12 protein-coding genes are annotated in these 16344 nt (G+C 72.8%); 6 read left to right on the top strand and 6 right to left on the bottom strand.

All coding sequences use genetic code 11. From position 1 onward, the window contains the following. Positions 1-90: 90 nt before the first annotated feature. The 4 genes from DY240_RS01615 to rhaI are packed head-to-tail and all read right to left on the bottom strand — an operon-like array spanning position 91 to position 5076. On the bottom strand, positions 91-1527 hold the full coding sequence (locus tag DY240_RS01615; protein WP_119658229.1) for a rhamnulokinase: 1437 nt from the start codon (positions 1525-1527) through the stop codon (positions 91-93). Then, on the bottom strand, positions 1524-3560 hold the full coding sequence (locus tag DY240_RS01610) for a bifunctional aldolase/short-chain dehydrogenase (RefSeq protein WP_119658228.1): 2037 nt from the start codon (positions 3558-3560) through the stop codon (positions 1524-1526). Before DY240_RS01610 ends, DY240_RS01615 begins: the two co-directional genes overlap by 4 nt. Beyond that, complete coding sequence (locus DY240_RS01605) at positions 3557-3907, bottom strand: L-rhamnose mutarotase (protein WP_119658227.1); 351 nt, start codon at positions 3905-3907, stop codon at positions 3557-3559. Before DY240_RS01605 ends, DY240_RS01610 begins: the two co-directional genes overlap by 4 nt. Before the next feature lie 2 nt (positions 3908-3909). Continuing rightward, positions 3910-5076 (bottom strand): L-rhamnose isomerase, encoded by a 1167-nt coding sequence (gene rhaI, locus DY240_RS01600; RefSeq protein ID WP_119658226.1) that lies wholly within the window; start codon positions 5074-5076, stop codon positions 3910-3912. Between the two features lie 124 nt (positions 5077-5200). Between rhaI and DY240_RS01595 the strand changes: the two genes are divergently transcribed. Continuing rightward, positions 5201-6205: a LacI family DNA-binding transcriptional regulator gene (locus DY240_RS01595; RefSeq protein WP_119658225.1), complete on the top strand. Its 1005-nt coding sequence runs from the start codon at positions 5201-5203 to the stop codon at positions 6203-6205. 262 nt (positions 6206-6467) lie between these two features. Here DY240_RS01595 and DY240_RS01590 read toward each other — a convergent pair whose 3' ends face one another. Beyond that, positions 6468-7415, bottom strand: coding sequence for a hypothetical protein (locus DY240_RS01590; protein WP_119658224.1), 948 nt, complete (start codon positions 7413-7415; stop codon positions 6468-6470). After that, a complete protein-coding gene (locus DY240_RS01585; RefSeq protein WP_147375170.1) occupies positions 7409-7990 on the bottom strand; it encodes a hypothetical protein in 582 nt (193 codons plus the stop codon). Before DY240_RS01585 ends, DY240_RS01590 begins: the two co-directional genes overlap by 7 nt. 172 nt (positions 7991-8162) lie before the next feature. Here DY240_RS01585 and DY240_RS01580 point away from each other — a divergent pair, with 172 nt between their 5' ends. From DY240_RS01580 to DY240_RS01560, 5 genes are all read left to right on the top strand, one after another. Next, positions 8163-10388, top strand: coding sequence for a 5'-nucleotidase C-terminal domain-containing protein (locus DY240_RS01580; RefSeq protein WP_119658222.1), 2226 nt, complete (start codon positions 8163-8165; stop codon positions 10386-10388). 124 nt (positions 10389-10512) lie between these two features. Further along, complete coding sequence (locus tag DY240_RS01575) at positions 10513-13116, top strand: ExeM/NucH family extracellular endonuclease (RefSeq protein ID WP_119658221.1); 2604 nt, start codon at positions 10513-10515, stop codon at positions 13114-13116. A gap of 132 nt (positions 13117-13248) precedes the next feature. Then, a complete protein-coding gene (locus tag DY240_RS01570; RefSeq protein ID WP_119658220.1) occupies positions 13249-14589 on the top strand; it encodes a dipeptidase in 1341 nt (446 codons plus the stop codon). Positions 14590-14602: 13 nt separating this feature from the next. Continuing rightward, positions 14603-15157: a DUF1697 domain-containing protein gene (locus DY240_RS01565; protein ID WP_119658219.1), complete on the top strand. Its 555-nt coding sequence runs from the start codon at positions 14603-14605 to the stop codon at positions 15155-15157. Positions 15158-15253: 96 nt separating this feature from the next. Further along, positions 15254-16306, top strand: coding sequence for a M14 family zinc carboxypeptidase (locus tag DY240_RS01560; protein WP_119658218.1), 1053 nt, complete (start codon positions 15254-15256; stop codon positions 16304-16306). The last annotated feature ends 38 nt before the right edge of the window (positions 16307-16344 follow it).

Genomic DNA, 16344 nt, shown 5'->3' with positions numbered 1-16344 from the left:
TCCCATCCACTCGCGCCCCCGGACCGACGACTCGTGGGAGCCTCCGGCCCCCAGTCGCCGCCGGTGTTCCTGGCCCTCCACGGGCCGAGCCTAACGGGCGGCCGGATCGTACCGCCGCACCGGCTGGGTGGCGCGCAGCAGCGCCCGCAGCGCCCACCGGTCACCGTCGACGGCGCCGTGGGCGCGGGCCTGGACCAGCACGTTGCCCAGCGCGGTCGCCTCGACCGGGCCGGCCAGCACCGGCAGGCCGCAGGCGTCGGCCGTCAGCCGGCACAGCAGCTCGTTCTGCGCGCCACCGCCGACGAGGTGGACGACGTCGACGGCGCGGCCGGACAGCTCCGCGGCCTCGCGGACGGTGCGCGCGTAGGCGGCGGCCAGGCTGTCGAGGATGCAACGGACCAGCTCGGGCCGGGTCTCGGGCACCTGCGCACCGGACCGGTGCAGCACCTCGGCGATGCGGGCCGGCATGTCGCCGGGCGGCAGGAAGACCGGGTCGTCGGGGTCGAAGACCGGGCCGCCGGCGGGGACGTCGGCGGCGGCCGCGAGCAGCGCCGGGAGGTCGGCCGCCGGCCCGACGCGGTTCCACGTCGCGATCGACTCACTGAGCAGCCACAGCCCCATGACGTTGCGCAGGTAGCGCACCGTACCGTCGACGCCGCCCTCGTTGGTGAAGTTGGCGGCCCGGCCCGCCTCGGTCAGCACCGGCCGGTCCAGCTCGACGCCGACCAGCGACCACGTCCCGCACGAGATGTAGGCGAACCGCTCGTCCGCGGCCGGGACCCCGACCACGGCCGACGCGGTGTCGTGCGACCCGACGGCGGTGACGACGGCGGACGGGTCGAGCCCGGTGTCGTCGAGCACCTCCGGCAGCAGCGGCCCGACGACGTCGCCGGGGAGGCGCAGCGGCGGGAACAGCGCGGCCGGGAGCCCGAGCGCGGCGAACAGCGGTGCCGCCCACTCGCGGGAGCGGACGTCGAGCAGGCCGGTCGTCGAGGCGTTGGAGAACTCGGTGCCGAGCGTGCCGGTCAGCCAGTACGTCAGCAGGTCGGGCACGAGCACGGCGTGCGCGGCCCGCTCCAGCGCGGGGCCGGACTCGGCGGCCAGCTGGTAGATCGTGTTGAACGGCAGGAACTGCAGCCCGGTGACGTCGTACAGCTCGCGCTCGCCGACCTTCGCATGCACCGTCGCCGCCGCGTCGGCCGTCCGCCCGTCGCGGTAGTGGTACGGGTTGCCGAGCAGCGCGCCGGTGGCGTCGAGCAGGCCGTAGTCGACCGCCCACGAGTCGATGCCGATGCTGCGCAGCGGCTCGCCGCCGGTGGCCGCCCGGGCTGCCTGTCCGAGGCCGTCGAGCACGTCGCGGTACAGCCGCAGCACGTCCCAGTGCAGCCCGCCGGGGAGCCGCACCGGCACGTTGGGGAAGCGGTGCACCTCGGTGAGGTCCAAGCGCTCCCGCCCGATCCGGGCCAGCATGACCCGGCCGCTCGAGGCACCCAGATCCACGGCGGCCGCGGTGAGCACCGGGCTCATCGCAGGAACGCCGCCGCGACCCCGGCGTCGACCGGGATGTGGAGGCCGGTCGTGTGGGACAGGTCGCCGCCGGTGAGGGCGAAGACCGCGTTGGCGACGTGCTCGGGCAGCACCTCGCGCTTGAGCAGGGTCCGCTTGGCGTAGAACGCGCCGAGCTCGTCCTCGGGCACGCCGTAGACGGCGGCGCGCTGCGCGCCCCAGCCGCCGGCGAAGATGCCGGAGCCGCGGACGACGCCGTCGGGGTTGACGCCGTTGACGCGGATGCCGTGCTCGCCGAGCTCGGCCGCGAGCAGCCGCACCTGGTGCGCCTGGTCGGCCTTGGTGGCGCCGTAGGCGACGTTGTTCGGGCCGGCGAAGACGCCGTTCTTGCTGGCGATGTAGACGATGTCGCCGCCCAGCCCCTGGTCGATCATCGCCCGGGCCGCCTCGCGCGAGACCAGGAACGATCCGCGCGCCATGACGTCGTGCTGCAGGTCCCAGTCGGCGGCGGTGGTCTCGAGCAGCGGCTTGGAGATGGACAGCCCGGCGTTGTTGACGACCAGGTCGACGCCGCCGAAGGCGAGCACGGCCTGCTGGAACGCCGCCGCGATCTGCTCCTCGGACGTGACGTCGACGGTGACCGGCACGGCCACGTCGGTGGACCCGATGCCCGCGGCGACCGCGGCGGCGTTGTCGCCGTTGAGGTCGGCCACGACGACGCAGGCGCCTTCGGCGGCCAGCCGTTCGGCGATCGCCTTGCCGATGCCCGACCCCGCGCCGGTGACCAGCGCGACGCGGGTGGCCAGCGGCTTGGGCTTGGGCATCCGCTGCAGTTTGGCCTCTTCCAGCGACCAGTACTCGATGCGGAACTTCTCGCTCTCGGGGATCGGCGCGTAGGTGGAGACGGCCTCGGCGCCCCGCATGACGTTGATGGCGTTGACGTAGAACTCGCCGGCCACGCGGGCGGTCTGCTTGTCCTTGCCGAAGGAGAACATCCCCACGCCCGGCACCAGGACGATCGCCGGGTCCGCGCCCCGCATGGCTGGGCTGTCGGGCGTGGCGTGCCGCTGGTAGTAGGCGGCGTACTCCTGACGGTAGGCGGCGTGCAGCTCACGCAGCCGGGCGACGGCGTCGGCCAGCGGCGCCGTGGCGGGCAGGTCCAGCACGAGCGGCCGAACCTTGGTGCGCAGGAAGTGGTCGGGGCAGGACGTGCCCAGCTCGGCCAGCGCGGCGAGCTTCTCGCGGGACAGGAAGTCGAGCACGACGTCGCTGTCGGTGAAGTGGCCGACCTGCGGCTTGTCCGTCGAGGCAAGGCCGCGGATCACCGGGGCCAGCGCGGCGGCGCGTTCCCGGCGCTGCGGTTCGGGCAGCGGGCCGAACCCGTCGACGACGGCGCCGAACGGCTCGGCCTTGCCGCGGGCGGCGAGGAACTCCTCCGCCGTCCGGATCATCCACAGCGAGTTCGCCTCGCACTCCTCGCTGGTGGCGCCCCACGCGGTGATGCCGTGCCCGCCGAGGACGCAGCCGACCGCCTCGGGGTGCGCGGCCTTGATGGCGGCGATATCCAGCCCCAGCTGGAAGCCCGGCCGCCGCCACGGCACCCACACGACCTTCTCGCCGAAGCACTCCTTCGTCAGCGCCTCGCCGTCGGCCGCCGTCGCCAGCGCGATGCCGGAGTCGGGGTGCAGGTGGTCGACGTGCGCGGCGTCGACCAGCCCGTGCATGGCCGTGTCGATGGACGGCGCCGCGCCGCCCCTGCCGTGCAGGCAGTAGTCGAACGCGGCGACCATCTCGTCCTCGCGCTCCACGCCCGGATAGACGTCGACGAGCGCGCGCATGCGGTCCAGCCGCAGCACGGCCAGGCCGGACTCCGTCAGCGTGCCGAGGTCACCACCGGACCCCTTGACCCACAGCAGCTCGACCTCGCCGCCTGTGACCGGGTCGACGGCGGTGCCCTTGGCCGACGTGTTGCCGCCGGCGTAGTTGGTGTTGCGCGGGTCCGACCCGAGCCGGTTGCTCCGCTCGATCAGCTCGGTGACGGTGGGGTTGGTCATCGGTCCTCTTCTCGGGGCGCGGCGGCCAGTTGGTCGTCGAGGTTGAACACCTCGTCGATGAGCCGCCAGTTCTCGTCGGGCTTGCCGCCGTCGGCGAACAGCAGCGCCATCTCCTCCTGCCAGCGGCGGTTGACGTCGGTGGCCTGCATGGCCGCCTGCGACGCGGCGAGGTCGTCGGCCTCGACGTAGCCGACCAGCAGGCCGTCGTCGCCGAGGAAGATCGAGTAGTTGCGCCAGCCGGTGTCGCGCAGCGCCCGCAGCATCTCCGGCCAGACCGCCGCGTGCCGGCGACGGTACTCCTCCAGCCGGTCGGTGCGGACCTGCGAGACGAAGCAGTACCGCGGCACCGTCAGGCTCCCCAGCCGGCCTGCGCGCCGTCGGCCCGCTCGGCGCTGATCTTCTCGAAGTAGCCCGAGCGCTGGTACGCCGCGATGGGGTCGGGGTCGAGGCCCTGCTCCTCGCGCAGCTCGGCGAGCAACGGACGGACGTCGGTGTTGTAGGCGTCCATGAGCACCGCGTTCGCGCCGAGCACGTCGCCGCTCGCCTGCGCCTTGGCCAGCGCGTCGGCGTCGACCAGGAGCGCCTTGGCCAGCGCCTCCTGGACGTTGAGCACCGAGCGGATGACCGCCGGGATCTTCGGCTCGATGTTGTGGCACTGGTCGAGCATGAAGTTGACCCGCGACTCCGGCTGGTGCGCGTCCTGGCTGACGATCTCGTGCAGGATGCGGAACAGCTGGAACGGGTCGGCGGCGCCGACCATGAGGTCGTCGTCGGCGTAGAACCGCGAGTTGAAGTCGAACGCCCCGAGCCGGCCGGCGCGCAGCAGCATCATGACGATGAACTCGATGTTCGTGCCCGGCGCGTGGTGGCCGGTGTCGAGCACGACGTGTGCCCGCTCGCCGAGCGCGAGGCAGTGCGTCAGCGACGTGCCCCAATCGGGGATGTCGGTGGCGTAGAACGCCGGCTCGAAGAACTTGTACTCGAGCAGGATGCGGTGGTCGTCGTCGAGCGCGGCGTAGATCTGCCGGAGCGAGTCGGCCAGCCGCTCCTGGCGGTCGCGCAGGGAGTCCTGGCCGGGGTAGTTGAGGCCGTCGGCCAGCCAGATCTTCAGGTCCTTCGAGCCGGTGGCGCGCAGGACGTCGATGCACTGCAGGTGATGGGCGACGGCCTTCGCGCGGACCGAGGGGTCGGGATTGGCCAGCGAGCCGAGCTTGTAGTCGTCGTCCTGGAACACGTTGCTGTTGATGGCGCCGATCTCGACGCCGAGGTCGCGGGCGTGGTTCGCCAGCGCCGTGAAGTCGTCGACCAGGTCCCACGGGATGTGCAGCGAGACCCGCGGCGCCGAGCCCGTGTACTGGTGCACCTGCGCGGCGTCGGCGATCTTCTCGAACGGGTCGCGCGGCACGCCCGGCTGGCCGAACACCTTGAACCGGGTGCCGGAGTTGGCGAACGCCCAGGACGCCGTCTCGACTCCGAGCGCGCGGACGGCCGCCTTCACCTCGTCGCGGGTTCTCATCCATGTCCTCCAACGGCCGTCTTTGAACCGATTCAGCTCTGCGCTCAAGCTACGCGGTCCCCGCCGGGCGCGTCAACCGGCCCGGCCGCCATCGGCCACGCCGGGCAGCCGGTAAGCTGCGGCGATGGCAGGAGCCCCGAACATCCGTGAGGTGGCGCTGCGGGCCGGTGTGTCGGTGGGCACGGTGTCGAACGTCCTCAACCGGCCCGAGCTGGTCGCCGAGCCGACCCGCGAGCGCGTCTACGCCGCCATCGCCGAGCTGGGCTTCGTCCGCAACGACTCCGCCCGGCAGCTGCGGGTCGGCCGCAGCCGCACGCTCGGTCTGGTCGTGCTGGACGTCGCGAACCCGTTCTTCACCGATGTCGCCCGCGGCGTCGAGGACACCGCGAACCAGCACGGCCTCGCGGTCATCCTGTGCAACACCGACGAGGACCCGCGCAAGGAGGCCTCGCACCTCGACCTGCTCGCGGAGATGCGGGTGCAGGGCGTGCTGATCAACCCGATCGACATCGACGGCCGCATCACCGCGCTGCGCGGACGCGGCATCCCGGTCGTGCTGTTCGACCGGCTCGGCGACCCCGCGGTCGAGTGCTCCGTCGCGGTCGACGACGTCCTGGGCGGCCGGCTGGCGGCGACGCACCTGATCGAGGCCGGCCACCGCTCGATCCTGTTCGTCGGCGGGCCGCTGACGCTGCGGCAGGTGCAGGAGCGGTACGAGGGCGCGGCCGCGGTCGTGTCCGCGCACGACGACGTCGAGCTGACCGTCCTGACGACGACGGCGCTCAACGTGGCGGCCGGGCGCGCGGCGGGCGACCGGCTGGCCGCCGGCGGCCGCGACGCGCTGCCGTCGGCGGTGTTCTGCGCCAACGACCTGCTGGCGCTCGGCGTCCTGCAGGCGCTGACGCACGCGGGGCTGCGGGTGCCGGCCGACGTCGCCATCGTCGGCTACGACGACATCGACTTCGCGGCGGCCGCGGCGGTGCCGTTGTCGTCCGTGCGCCAGCCCCGTCAGCAGCTCGGCCGGACGGCGGCGGAGCTGCTGCTTGCGGAGACGACGGAGGACGAGCACGAACACCGGCAGGTCGTGTTCGAGCCGGAACTGATCGTGCGCGACTCGTCCGTGCGCTAGCTCGAAGCCTTCTGTTGGCCTGTTCCGGTGTGCGGGCTCGCGCGCCTCGAATGCACCTCACCCGCCGCAGCGCCGGATGGCGGTCGTCGTCGGTGGTCAGACGGTCCTTGCGCGGGTGAAGTGCCCTTCGGCGCGTGTGAAGCCGGTCCCGTGGCTGTTGATCATGCGGAAGTCGGGATTCCGACGCGCCGGGAACCCCGATTTCTGCATGATCAACTCGGTGGGTGGGCCGGGAACCGGCGAACCTCCGTGGGTCGAAGGGTCAGGTGTCCTCGACGATGGCCTGGATCTCGGCGACGGGGACGGGCGTCGTCTGCCAGGGGGTCTCGAACACCACCGGGGCGCCGTCGATCTCCATGACCTCGCCGTCCAGCTCGAACCGGACGGTGTAGACCAGGCGCGCCTGGCCTTCGTACGCCGGCTGGCCGTCGGCCGTCGCGGTGCCGTCGATCGAGGCCCGCGCGTACACGTACGAGCAGGCGTCGCTCTGGGCGACCGTGAACGGGCAGGTCAGCGTCGGCGAGCCGTCGCCCGGCCGCACCTCGAGCCGCTCCGGGGTCGCGATGGCGACCAGGCCGGCGGCGGACGTGCCGGTGAGCTCGTCGTCGGTGGCTCCCTCGGCCCAGTACCAGGTGTCGAGGGTGACGTAGGCGCGCTGCGGCGGGTTGAACGCGAGGTCGAACTCGGGCGCCGCCAGCCGGCCGAAGGCCTGGAGGGCCTCCTGCTCCCAGTTGACGTAGTCCTCGGGCGGCGGCAGCCACATGTTCTCGTAGATGACGACGTCTTCCTCGGGCGGCTGGGTGAAGCAGGTGAGTACGGCGTAGACCGCGTCGTCGGGGGTGCCGGCGGGCTTCTCGGGCCAGTCCTCGGGGTCGGGCGCCGACGGCGGCGGGCTGTAGACGTAGCAGCTCAGGTCGCCCTCGCAGTAGGACCAGTCGTAGTCGAACTGGTCCTCGCGGCCGAGATAGCACTCGGGCTCGGCGTTACCGCCGTCGCCGCCACCGCCCTCGTCGCCGCCACCGCCCTCGTCGCCACCGCCGCCCTCGTCGTCGTCGCAGATGTTGGTGTAGACCCAGACGCCCGGGCTGATCTCGACCTGCTGGATGCAGTCGTCCGCGGACGCCGGCGTCACCTGGACGAGCGTGATGACGGTGCCGGCCACCAGGGTGGCGGCGGCCATCAGGACGTGCGTGAGCCGGCGGGTCAGCACGAGACGTCGCCCTCCACGTCGACGGGGTCGCCGATCAGCCAGGAGCCGTTCAGGAAGAGCACCTGGAACTCCACCGGATACACGGCCGGCTTGTCCGGGTTGACGGGGAGCGGCTCGCCGTTCTGCGTCCCCACCCACTCGCTGTCGTCGACGCACGAGGTGACGGTGCCCCGCTCGCCGTCGATCGAAACCGCGGTGTCGTACACACGGGGCTCGCCGGTGAAGACGATGCCCTGCTCCTCGTACGTCCGGGCGGTCTGCGTGTGCAGCGCGATGGTGGACTCCGTCGCCACTCCGGCGAACGCGTCGGGGCTGGTGTCGGGGCCGTTGACCGACCGGATGCGGGCGTCCCAGTAGCGCTCGTAGACGTCGAGGACGGCGGCCTCGGCATCGCCGCCGGCGGCCGGCTCGTCAGGTGGTGCCTCGGTCGTGGGTGCCGCCGACGGGGTGTCGTCGAGACCGGCCGGCTCCTCGCCCGCCGACGTGCACGCGGCGAGCACCGCGACGGCGGCGGCCGCGGCCAGCGTCCGCGTGAGGATCGGGGACATCGTCCGGGGAAGGCTGGTCCTGGTCACGAAGCCGACCATAACGGAGCGAACCGACGGCGTGTCACGAATGCATCTCGACTCCGGGACGTGTTGACGAGGGGCCGTGGTCGCGACCAGCCTGTGCCGTGGCGTATGCCCTCCGTTCACCCGGCGGAGATAGCGTCGCCGCCGTCAATCTGCCATGTAGGGGGTAGAGAATATGCGCCTGAACAGGCGTTTCCAACGTGCCCTGGGCGCCGCTACCGTCCTGGGACTCGCCGGCGGGGGAGTCGCCTCCGTTCCGGCCGCTGCCGACACCGAGCCGCCCGCCACCACCATCGACATCTACGCGATCAACGACTTCCACGGCCGCATCGTGGCCGGGCCGCCGTTCGCGCCGGAGGCCGGCGCGGCGCACGTGGCCGGGGCGATCGAGCAGTTCCGCGCCGAGAACCCGAACTCACTCTTCGTCTCCGCCGGTGACAACATCGGCGCCTCGACCTTCGAGTCGTTCATCCAGCAGGACCAGCCCACCCTCGACTTCCTCAACGCGGCGGAGCTGGACGTGTCCGCGGTCGGCAACCACGAGTTCGACCAGGGCTTCGCCGACCTCACCGACCGCGTCATCCCGGCGTCGGACTTCCCGTGGCTCGGCGCCAACGTGTTCGAGGAGGGCGCCGACGAGCCCGCGCTGCAGGCCTACGAGGTCGTCGACGTCGACGGCGTCCAGGTCGGCTTCGTCGGAGCCGTCACCGAGCAGATGCCGTCGCTGGTCAGCCCCTCGGGCATCGAGGGCCTGGAGTTCCGCGACATCGCCGAGTCGGTCAACACCGTCGCCGACCAGCTCTCCGACGGCGACGACGCCAACGGCGAGGCGGACGTCGTCGTCCTGCTGGTCCACGAGGGCGCCACCGACGAGTCCGTCGAGGCCGCGGCCAGCGGTGACTTCGGTGAGGTCGTCAACGGCGTCAACGCCAACGTCGACGCGATCGTCTCGGCGCACACGCACCAGCTCTACGCGCACGAGCTGGAGCTGGACGGCCGTGAGCGCCCGCTGCCGGTCGTGCAGGGCGGTCAGTACGGCCAGGCGATGTCGAAGCTGACGGTCCAGCTGGACGCCGAGGGCGGCATCATCGACATCGCCGCCGACGCGTTCCCGCTGACGGAGGAGGCCGGCGAGGACTGGCAGCAGCTGTACCCGGCGGACCCGGAGGTCGAGCAGATCGTCGCCGACGCGGTCGACGTCGCCGAGGAGCTGGGCGCGGAGTCGCTGGGCGAGATCACCGCCGACTTCAACCGCGCGCGGCAGTCCGACGGCGAGACCGAGAACCGCGGCGGCGAGTCGACGCTGGGCAACTTCGTCGCCGACGTGCAGCTGAGGGCGGCGCAGGTGACCGACCCGGACGCGCAGATCGCGTTCATGAACCCCGGTGGCCTGCGGGCCGACCTGCCGTTCGCCAGCAGCGGCGCGGCCGAGGACCCGGACGGCAACGTCACCTACCGCGAGGCGGCACAGATCCAGCCGTTCGCGAACACGCTCGTCACCACGACGCTGACCGGCGAGCAGATCCGGCAGGTCCTCGAGGAGCAGTGGCAGCCCGAGGGCGCCTCGCGGCCGTTCCTCAAGCTGGGCGTCTCGCGGGAGCTCACCTACACCTACGACCCCGACGCGCCGGCCGGCGAGCGCATCACGTCGATGTCGCTGATGGGCAACCCGGTCGAGCCGGCGGCCGAGTACCGCGTCGTGGTGAACTCGTTCCTGGCCTCCGGCGGCGACAACTTCGCCACCCTGGCCGAGGGCGCCGACCCGACCGACACCGGCCAGGTCGACCTGCAGGCCATGGTGTCCTACCTCGCCGAGAACTCGCCCGCGTCGCCCGACTACGGGCAGCGCGCCGTCGGCGTCAACTGGGTCTCCGACCCCGCGGCCGTGTACACCACGGGCGACGAGATCGCCGTCGACCTGTCGTCGCTGCTGTTCAGCGCCGGCGAGCCGGTCGATGCGACGGCGACGGTCACGCTCGGCGGCGTCGAGGTGGGCAAGGTCGACGTCGACCCGACGCCGGTGGACACCACCGACGAGGTCGGCCGGGCGCAGGTCCGGGTCACGGTCCCCGCGATCGTGCCCGACGCCGCCGAGGAGCTGACGCAGTCGGACCTGGTGGTCGAGCTGCCGGAGACCGGCACGACGGTCACCCTGCCGGTGACGCTCGACCTCGGTGACGACCCCGGCGCCGACACCGGCGCCGAGGACGGCGACGACACCGGCACCGTGGACGGGGCCGAGGACGGCACCGAGGACGGCGAGGAGCTGCCCGACACCGGTTCGTCCGGCGTGCTCTGGTGGGTCATCGGCGGTGTCGCCGTGCTCGCGATCGGCGGCGCGCTGTTCGCCGTCTCGCGGCGCAAGGGCGACGCCGGCGGTAGCGGCGGCCACGCGGCCTGATCGCACCGTCCGACCACGAGCCGGCCACCTCGGCCGAATGCAGCGCGACCGTGGCGCCCCGCCCACCCGGCGGGGCGCCACACCCTCACCGAGGCCCGATCCCTCGACCCGAAAGGTACGACCGATGCACTCGACCAGACGTCCTCTCCGCTGGCTCGCGGCGGTCGCCGCGGCCGGCCTGGCCGGCGCGAGCATGGCGGCCGTGCCCGTCCTGTCGGCCGGCGCGGCCGACGGCGACCCGTTCATCAGCGAACTCCACTACGACAACGCCGGCACCGACACCGGCGAGGCGATCGAGATCCAGGCCGAGCCCGGCACCGACCTCACCGGCTGGCAGATCGTCCTCTACAACGGCAACGGCGGCGCGCCGTACAACACCCGCACGCTCAGCGGCGCCGTCCCCGCGGCGGGGGTGGTCGTGGCGACCTACCCGACCGACGGCATCCAGAACGGCTCGCCCGACGGCATCGCGCTGGTCCGCCCCGACGGCACCGTCGCGGAGTTCCTGTCCTACGAGGGCGGCATGACGGCGACCGGCGGCCCGGCGAACGGCATGACCAGCGTGGACATCGGCGTCTCCCAGGCCAGCTCGACGCCGGCCGGTCAGTCGCTGCAGAAGGTCCAGGGCGCGTGGACGGGCCCGCTGGCGAGCACGTTCGGCGCGGTCAACGGCGGCGACCCCGATCCGGACCCGGAGCCCGAACCGGCCACCATCGCGGAGATCCAGGGCACCGGCGCCGCGTCCCCGCTGGCCGGCACGACGGTCGTCACCAGCGGCGTCGTCACGGCCGCGTACCCGACCGGCGGGTTCGCCGGCTACTACGTCCAGACGCCGGGCAGCGGCGGCGAGGGCGCGCGGACGGCGTCCGACGCGGTGTTCGTCTACTCGCCGTCGACGGCGGACGAGGTCGAGATCGGCGACCACGTGCGCGTCACCGGCGAGGTCACCGAGTACTTCGGGCTGACCGAGATCGAGCTGGCGTCCGACGGCCTGGACGTGCTCACCGAGCCGGCCGAGGCCGTGAAGCCGGTGCCGTTCACGCTGCCGGCGACGGAGGCCGGCCGCGAGGTCTACGAGGGCATGCTGGTCCGCCCGGCCGAGGGCTACGTCGTCTCCGACACCTACGCGCTCGGCGGCTGGGGCAGCAGCGCGTTCGGCTCCATCGGTCTGGGCTTCGGCGGCCCGCTGGTGCAGGAGACCGAGGTCGCGGCGCCGGGCACGCCCGAGTACGCCGCCGCCGTGGCGGCCAACGCGGCCCGCGCCGTCACGCTCGACGACGGCCAGTCGAACCGGACGGCGACCGGCAGCCTGGTGCCGTACCTCACCAACGACGACCCCGCCCGCACCGGCGCCGGCGTCACGTTCCAGGACGACGTGATCTTCGATTACCGGTTCCAGTGGAACTTCCAGCCGACCTCGCCGGTCGCCGGCCCGGCGCCGGACGTCGTCACGTTCGGGACCGGCAACACCCGCGAGGCGAACGCGGCGCCGGAAGAGGTCGGCGGCGACCTCCAGCTCTCCGCGTTCAACGTGCTGAACTACTTCACGACCCTCGGCGTCGACGTGCCCGGCTGCGAGCCGTACACCGACCGCGAGGGCAACCCGATCACCGTCGCCGGCGGCTGCGACGCCCGCGGCGCGTGGGACGAGACGAACTTCGAGCGCCAGGAGGCGAAGATCGTCGCGGCGATCAACGGCCTCGGCGCCGACGTCGTCTCGTTGCAGGAGATCGAGAACTCCGCCGCGTTCGGCCAGGACCGCGACGTCGCGCTGGCCACGCTGGTCGATGCGCTCAACGAGCAGGCCGGCGCGGGCACCTGGGCGTACGTGCCGTCGCCGGCGCGGCTGCCGTCCGACGAGGACGTCATCCGCACCGCGTTCATCTACCGGACGGCGGTGGTCGAGCCGGTGGGCGAGTCGGTCATCCTCATCGACGACCCGGCCTTCCACAACGCGCGCGAACCGCTGGCGCAGGAGTTCCGGACGCTCACCACCGGCTACGAGTTCACCGCGATCGTCAACCACTTCAAGTCCAAGGGGGGCGAGTGCGGCGACCTGCCGGAGGGCTGCTTCGACGCCGACCGCACCGCGCAGGCGCAGGCACTGGTGGCTTTCGCCGACGCGCGCGCCGCGGCCACCGGCACCGAGGACACCTTCCTGCTCGGCGACTTCAACGCCTACAGCGGCGAGAACCCGATGCGGGCGCTGTACGACGCCGGCTACACCGACCTCAACAACGAGTACGCCGGCGAGCACACCTACGTGTTCGACGGCAAGGTCGGCTCGCTGGACCACGTGCTGGCCAGCCCGTCCGTCGTCGAGGCCGGCCTCGTCACCGGCGCGGACGTCTGGAACATCAACTCGGTGGAGTCGGTGCTGTTCGAGTACTCGCGGTACAACTACTTCGCCAGCGAGCTGTTCCAGCCGGGCACCGTCTACCGTGCCAGCGACCACGACCCGATCCTGGTCGGCGTGCAGACGCCGGTCACGTTCGAGGGCGTGCGGGCGCTGGTGGAGCGCTACGCCGCGGCGGGCGCCGTCAATCGGTCGCAGGCGGCCCAGCTGCTCGCGCACCTGTCGACCGCCGAGCGGCTGGCCGGGCGCGGCCTCACCGGGCCCGCGGGCGAGTCGCTGGACCGGTTCGCCGCCGTGGCCGAGCGGATCGCCGACGAGGACGCCCGCGAGACGCTGATCGACGCCGCCGAGAGGCTGCGCGAGCAGCTCTGACGCGACACCACGCCGAGGCAACCGTCCGACCCGCCGGTTGATCTTGGAGTTGTTCGGCAATTGTGGGGTGAAATGCCCGATAGATGCACGAACAACTCCAAGATCAACGCCGGTACGTGATAGGGAGTGTCCATGACCGATCTCCGGGCCGCCGTCGAGGCCGTTCTCCCGTCCGTGCGCGCCGACCTCGAGCGGCTGGTGCGCATCCCCAGCATCAGCGCCGACCCCACCCGGGCCGGCGACGTCCGCGCCAGCGCCGAGGCCGTGGCCGAGCTGGCGCGCGGCGCCGGTGCCGCGCAGGCCGACGTCGTGAGCGTCGACGGCGGCGCGCCGGCCGTCATCGCCACCTGGCCGGCGCCGGAGGGCGCGCCCACCGTCCTGCTCTACGCCCACCACGACGTGCAGCCGACCGGCCCCGCCGACCAGTGGTCCAGCGGCCCGTTCGAGCCCACCGAACGCGGCGGACGCCTCTACGGCCGCGGCGTCTCCGACGACAAGGCCGGCGTCGCCATGCACCTCGCGGCGCTGCGCGCGTTCGACGGCCGCCCGCCGGTCGGCGTCGTGCTGTTCGTCGAGGGCGAGGAAGAGATCGGCTCGCCCACGTTCACGACGTTCCTGCAGACCTACCGCGATCGGCTGGCCGCCGACGTCATCGTCGTCGCCGACTCCGCGAACTGGACGCCCGACACCCCCGCGCTGACCACGAGCCTGCGTGGCCTGGCCGACTGCACGGTCACGGTGCGCGTCCTGGAGCACGCCGTGCACTCCGGCGTCTTCGGTGGGCCGGTACTCGACGCCCTCACGTCGCTGTGCCGGCTGCTGGCCACGCTGCACGACGAGAAGGGCGACGTGGCCGTGGCCGGGCTGGTCACCGACCCCGCGGCCGACGTCGAGTACCCCGAGGAGCGCTACCGCGGCGAGGCCGCCGTCCTCGACGGCGTCGAGCTGTCCGGCACCGGGCCGCTGGCCGACCGGCTGTGGAGCCGCCCGGCCATCTCGGTGCTGGCCATCGACGCCCCGGCGGTCGCCGACGCCGCGAACATCCTCATCCACCGGGCCAGCGCGAAGGTGAGCCTGCGGCTGGCCGCGTCGCAGGACCCGCAGGCGGCGCTCGAGGCCTTGACTGAGCACCTGCGCAGCCACGCCGGGTTCGGGGTGCAGGTCGAGGTCACCGACGGCGCGGTGGGCGGCGGCTGCGTGCTGCCGACGTCCGGTCCGGCCTTCGAGGCGGCCGAGGCCGCGCTCACCGAGGCCTTCGGCGTCGCGTCGGTCCGCGCCGGCATGGGCGGGTCCATCCCGTTCATCGCCGAGTTCCAGGAGGCCTTCCCCGAGGCGACGGTGCTGGCCACCGGCGCCGGCGACCCCGACACCCGCGCGCACGGGCTCGACGAGAGCCTGCACCTGGGCATGTTCGCCAAGGGCTGCCTGGCCGAGGCCTTGCTGCTCGACCGGTTGTCGCGCCTGCCCGGCTGACGGGCGCCCGGCCGTGACGCGCCACGTCGCCCTGCTGCGGGGCATCAACGTCGGTGGGAAGAAGAAGGTCGCGATGGCCGACCTCCGCGCCCTCGTCGCGGGGGTCGGCCACACCGACGTCGCCACCTACATCAACAGCGGCAACGTCGTCTTCACCAGCGGCACCCCGGACGCCGGGCGCGACGAGCTGGAGGCGGCGATCGAGCGGGCCATCGAGGCCGAGCTGGGCCTGGAGGTCGCCGTCCTCGTCCGTACGCACGACGAGCTCGCGGCGGCCGTCGACGCCAACCCGTTCCCCGACGCCGTCCCGGCGCGGCTGCTGCTCACGTTCCTGCGCGACGAGCCGGCCGCGGGCGCCTACGCCGCGGCCGAGCGGGTGCGGTCCGGCGCCGACGAGTTCCGCGTCGTGGGCACGACGCTGTACCTGCACTGCCCCGACGGCATCGGGCGCAGCAAGCTCGCCGAAGCGCTCGGCCGGGTGAAGGGGCCGGTGGGCACCGCCCGCAACCTCGGCACCGTCCGCAAGCTGATCGACCTGTCGCGTGACGAGCCGCCGGAAGGATCTTGACAACGGGTCATTTCGGCCGGTAAGAGCAGGGGTGTCCTGTTCGTCCGCCGTGTCATCGTCCTCCGCAGCGGGACGGCGCCATCCTCAGGAGCTGCCATGCTGCGTCCACGTCGCCGACCACTCGCCGGTCTCGCCCTCGGCCTCGGAGCCACCCTGGCCCTGACGCTGTCGGCCGCACCGGCCGTCGCCGAGCCCGGCACCGTCCCGAACGGGCCGTGGGTCGAGGACTCCCAGCACGTCTCCCTCGAACGCCTGCACACGTACGCCGAGCTGACCGACGCCCTGCACCGGCTGGAGGAGCGCAGCCGGGGCCGGGTCGACGTCAGCAGCATCGGCACCACCAACGAGGGCCGCGACATCTGGTACGCCCAGGTGGGCACCGGCGCCACGAAGCTGCTCTACATCACCCAGCAGCACGGCAACGAGCCCCTGGGCACCGAGGCGGCACTGCGGGTGCTGCAGCAGCTGGGCACCTCGCAGGCGTCCTGGGTGCGTGACCTGCTCGGCGAGATCACCCTCGGCGTGGTCGTCCGCGCCAACCCCGACGGCACGGAGCGCTACCAGCGGCAGAACGTCGACCCCGGCTGCTCCGGCGCGTTCTGCCGGCCCGGCGTCGGCTACGACATCAACCGCCACCACGACCCGGCGATCGATCCCGCCGACAACCCGGTGCCCGAAGCCGCGGCGATCCAGACGCTGGTGCGCGAGTGGCAGCCCGACATCACCGTCGACTACCACCACCAGGGCTCCTACGTCGCCGACGACGGCAGCCTCATCACCACGTCGATCCTGTGGCCCACCAACCCCGACGTCGCGCCGGCCGTCGTCGACGCGTCGAAGCAGGTCGCGGTGACGGTCTTCGACGCGCTGTCGGCGTACGGGCACGGCGAGGTCAGCCAGTACCCGGGCGACGACCTCGCCGGCATCGCGCGCAACTCGTTCGGCCTGCAGGGCAGCGCCAGCCTGCTGGTCGAGCTGCGTGGCGGCATCGGGCAGAAGAGCGCCGGCTACCTCATCCGCCAGGCCTACCTCGCGATGATGGCGGTGGCCCAGGCGGCGGCCGACGGCACGCTCGCCGACATCGACCCGAGCCTGGCCGACGCCATCCCGCCGCGCGGCCCGTCGGTGGACGGCGACGAGGACGAGTGACGCCGTGACGGGCGGCCGGGCGCGGTCCCCGGCCCGGC

Source organism: Jiangella rhizosphaerae, from assembly GCF_003579925.1.
Classification (GTDB): Bacteria; Actinomycetota; Actinomycetes; order Jiangellales; family Jiangellaceae; genus Jiangella; species Jiangella rhizosphaerae.
Note: the sequence above shows the minus strand (reverse complement) of the source record. Positions and strands in the feature narration are given on the sequence as shown.